Origin of the sequence: Mycolicibacter sinensis, from assembly GCF_001667375.1 — a bacterium.
GTDB lineage: Bacteria > Actinomycetota > Actinomycetes > Mycobacteriales > Mycobacteriaceae > Mycobacterium > Mycobacterium sinense_A.
This window is the reverse complement of the sequence record NZ_LZIN01000092.1, coordinates 1-4,478: the sequence shown is the minus strand read 5'-3', so window position 1 is coordinate 4,478 and position 4,478 is coordinate 1. Positions and strand designations below refer to the sequence as shown.

Here is a 4,478-nt window from a genome sequence, read left to right as displayed (position 1 = left end):
GCCGTTGCCGGCGCCGCCGGTGCCGTGGCCACCGCCGTTGCCGCCGGTCCCGCCGTCACCGCCGTCACCGCCATTGCCACCGTTGTAGCCGTTGCCGGTGTCGGGGTTGGTGCCGCCGGGCCCGCCGGCGCCACCGGCCCCGCCGTCGCCGGCCGCCCCACCTGCGCCGCCGTTGCCGCCGGTTCCGTTGGTGGAGGCTCCGCCTTGCCCACCGTTACCGCCGGTACCGCCGGTGTTGCCGTTGCCGCCGTTGCCGCCGGGGCCGTTCTCGCCGCCGAAGAACGGGTTGGGGATGCCGCTGACACCGTCAGTACCCGGATCAGCGTTGCCACCGGCACCGCCGGTACCGCCGGCGCCGCCATTGCCGGCCGCCGCCTTACCGCCGGCACCGCCGTCACCGCCGGTGCCCGCGGTGCCACCGTTACCGCCGGCGCCACCCGTGCCGCCGGTACCGCCGTCGACCGCACCCGCTCCGGCGCCGCCGGCGCCGCCGGTGCCGCCGTTGCCGCCGGCGGTGTGGGCGTAGGAGTGGCCGCCTGCCCCACCGGTGCCACCGGTGCCGGCGTGACTGGTGCCGAAGCCATCTGGGGCGCCGGCCGGGGTGACGACACCACCGCTGTCACCGCCGGCGCCACCGTTGCCGCCGGCGCCGCCATCACTCTTGGGACCGAGACCCGAGAACCCGAGCCCGCCGGCGCCGCCGTCGCCGCCGTCGCCGCCGGAGGCGGTGCCGTCGCCGCCGGCCCCACCGTTGCCGCCGGTGCCGGTGGCCCCGCCGCTGCTGGTTCCGCCGCCGCCGCCGCTCCCGCCGTCGCCGCCGATGCTGACCACTCCCGCGCCGGTCGCGCCGTCGGCGCCGGCCACACCCGCGCCACCGTTGCCGCCGTTCCCGGTGCCTTGAGCGCCGCCACCGGTACCGCCGGAGCCGCCGTTGCCGCCGATACTCCAGGTGGTGCCGTTGTGCACCCAGCCCAGCCCCTTGCCCGCAGCGGCGCCGTCCCCGCCGTTGCCGCCATTGCCGCTAGTGCTGCCGCCACCCTGACCGCCGCCGCCGCCGTTGCCGCCTTGAAGCGTTCCGTCGCCGCCGGCCGCGCCGTGGCCGCCGGCGCCACCGGTACCGGTGTTGCTGTTGCCGCCGGTTCCACCGAAGCCGCCCTGACCGCCATGGGTTGCGACCGTGTTGTCATCGGTGGCGCCATTGCCGGCGAGGCCGCCGTTGCCGCCGGCGCCACCGGTGCCGGCGTCACTGGCACCGCCGGAGCCACCGAAGCCGCCCTGACCTCCCCAGCCCACGGTGCCGAGGCCACCCTTGCCGCCGTCACCACCGTTACCGCCGGTATTGGCTCCCAGCGAATCGCCACCCTGACCGCCGGAGCCGCCCTGGCCGCCGGTACTCCAGGGGGAGTCGGGGTTGGTCTTGTTGAGGCCGTTGCCGTCGCCGCCGTTACCACCGGCGCCGCCGTTGCCGCCCTGCTGGCCGTCACCGCCGTCGCCGCCCTGGCCGCCCAGGCCGCCCTGGCCGAGGTAGTCCCCGTTGGCGTCCTTCACCGCATCGCTGCCGGCGCCCCCGTTACCGCCGTCGGCGCCGTCGCCGGCCTGGCCGGCGCTGCCGTAGAAGGAGCCTGCGTAGTAGCCGGAGGCGCGTGCGCCGCCGGCGCCCCCGTTGCCGCCCGCACCGCCGGCGCCGCCGGTCAAACCATCGTTGGTGGTTCCGGTGACGCTGTTGCCGCCGTCTCCGGCTGCCCCGCCGGCGCCACCCTTGCCGCCGTCGCCGAACATGAAGCCGCTGCGCCCACCGGCACCGCCATTACCGCCGGCGCCACCGGCCCCACCGGCGCCGGTCCCGGAGTTGGCGAGGGTGCCCGCGGCACCATCGACCCCGGCACCGCCGACGCCGCCGGCGCCACCGTTGCCGAAGAACCAGGCCGCGGCCGCTCCGCCGTCGCCGCCGTCGCCACCGGCACCGCCCACAACCGTCGCCGCACCGCCGGCGCCACCGGCGCCGCCGTTACCCATGAACCAGCCGCCGGCCCCGCCGTCACCGCCGGCCGCGCCGGCTCCACCTGCACCACCGGCACCGCCGTTGCCCAGCCAGCCGAGCGCATCGCCGCCGTTGCCGCCGGCCGTGCCGGCCTCAGTGCTGCTCCAGCCGGCGCCGCCGTCACCGAACCACAGCCCGCCGTCACCGCCGTCGGGGTTGTCCACAGTACCGGCGACACCGTTGCCGATCAGGTACAGGCCGGACCAGTCGTTGATCATCCCATCAATCGACTGGCCGAACGAGCTGGTGATCCAGAGCTGGGTCATGGTGTGCAGCGGCTCGTAGAACCACTGGTCCATGATCCCGGTCCACGAGAACGGATCGCCCGCCGCGCTGCCCGGGTCAGCAGCGCCGAACAAGGCGCCCAAGTCCCAGGTGGCCCCGTCACCGAGGTCGGTCGAGGTCCACGAGCTGAACAGGTCGCCGAAGACATCGCCGAGGTCGAAATCGACGTCGGCATGCGCGGTAGGCGCGGCGGCCAACGGTGCCATACCGAAGGCCAGGAAGGCGCCGACCGCACTGGCGGCACCGACCACCCGCTTGCGGTAGCGCGATCCGGAGTTATCAGGCTGGCTGCTGCTGCGACGGCTCATTTGCGAACACCTCTCCTGTGAAGCGGTTCTGTAATGCAGTGCTGGAAGTTGTCAGAGGGAATATCGGAATAGCGGGCGGACCGACTTAAGCGTCGACGCCGCCGAGGAGCGCGTTGACGATGTCGCTGAGGTCCATACCTGCCAATGCATCGGACGCCGCGCCCGAGCCGGTGCCGCCGTCGTCGAAGAAGTCGTCGGGAACTGTCGGGAAGTTGATTCCCGGCCACGGCGGGCTGACCTCGATCGGGTCCTTGCCGGTCCAGCCCGAGCCCAGCAACGCCGCGACGGTCTGACTCCAGGCCTCCTGGGCCGCGATCGGGCCGATGCCGTGGCCGTCGATCGCGATCGTGAGGGGAGTCCCCAGCGCGCTGGTCGTCAGCGAAATCCCGAGGCTGTTGAAGATCGAGCCGCCGACCGCAGGGACCTCGACCAGATTGCCGGCCTGGTCGGTCACCTGGTAGGGACCCACGGCCACGTCGCCGGGGGTCAGCAGGCCGCCGAACGTGAAGCTCAGATGGTCGATCTCATTGCCCTCCGGCAGCAAGCCGGTCTGCGCGATCAGCGGGAGCAGGAAGTCCAGGTTGAGCGTGGCGCCGTTGAGGTAGCCGCCCATCCAGCTGGCCATGATCTCGTTGAAGTTGTCGCCGTCCTGGATGCTGTTCATCATCGCGACCCACGGGGCAATCGACGGACCCAACTGCCCGATGATGATTGCGCTCAGCGGTGAGGCCAAGAAGTTGACGATCGGTGTCGCAATCGGGGCCATATCGGCGGGCAGGAACTGCGGCAGCAGCCCGAAGAGCAGGTCGTGACCGAAGGAAATAGGGGCAGTGGCCGCATCGGTTCCGCTGAGGGTGTGCACGCCGACCGTGCCGATGGTGCCCTCCAATCCGTTCAGGCCGAAGCTGCCCGAGGCGTTCTGCAGCGTGTAGCCGGTCAGCACCGAGTCCAGGTTGCTCTGCATCTGCTGCATCACGTCCGGGATCTTCGACGGGTCGTCGAGAATCTGCTGCCAGAACTGAGACTGGTTGGCCAGCATCTGCTGGAACCCCGCCCAGGGAGCCAGCAGGAAGTTCTGCGTGAGGATGGTCGAGTTCCGCGACGCCTCGTTGAACACCTCCGTCCACGGCGCCACCAGGTCGGGCAGACCGCCGCCCGCCGTGAGCGCGACATCTCGGACGGTCGGGACACTCGCCAGCGGGGTCGCCACCGGAGTGGCCGCGATCAGGCCGGAGCCGACGATCGCGATACCGGCGGTGACATAGGGGCGAAGGGTTTGCTGCACAGCCATCTCCTTTTGTGAGGTGCCGCCCTCGGCGAGCGCCTCAGGGGTCGGGCGCTGCCGTGTTGTTCCTGAAAATCACACTTATTCACTGATGTGAAATAGAACACTAACCGTGAGTAACCTAAGACGCAACAATCTTCGTCATATTTTTTTCATCCATCGTCCGAGGTGGCACACCTAACGGGTCCAGAGTCAGCGCTTTCGAGTGTGCATAGGCTGAGTATGTGTCGGAAAGTTGTGCACTCTGACGCACTCGACATGCACTCAGCCGGTGTGAAGGGGGGCGGTGTGCACCTGGGGTACGCAGATGTGCGGTCGCTGGAACCCCCTTCATGCGAGTTTGCCGGCTCCGCCATCGGCGGGCGGGCAAGGCGGATCCGCGATTCTTACGGCGCCTCACGCGAACACACGCCCTCGCGCGGCCGAGTCGGCGCACAGCAGTCGGGGCCCCCCCCCCCCCGGGGGGGGCCCCCGGGGGGGCGGGGGGGGGGGGGGGGGGGGCCCCCCCCCGGGCGGGGGGGGGGGGCGCCGGGCACACCCGCCCGCCCCCCCCCCCGGC

Annotated in this window: 2 protein-coding genes; both read right to left on the bottom strand. The window is 72.0% G+C overall.

Translation table 11 applies throughout. The features are described 5' to 3' along the window. Positions 1-2,634 (bottom strand): PGRS repeat-containing protein (locus A5771_RS24475; protein WP_131808936.1); only part of this gene is annotated, 2,634 nt, incomplete at its 3' end. Positions 2,635-2,719: 85 nt separating this feature from the next. Next, positions 2,720-3,925 (bottom strand): outer membrane porin GjpA, encoded by a 1,206-nt coding sequence (gene gjpA / locus A5771_RS18545; RefSeq protein ID WP_064856662.1) that lies wholly within the window; start codon positions 3,923-3,925, stop codon positions 2,720-2,722. Positions 3,926-4,478 lie beyond the last annotated feature (553 nt).

Coding starts and splice junctions, on each gene's coding strand:
- gjpA (WP_064856662.1), bottom strand. CDS start 3,925: ATGGCTGTGCAGCAAACCCTTCGCCCCTATGTCACCGCCGGTATCGCG.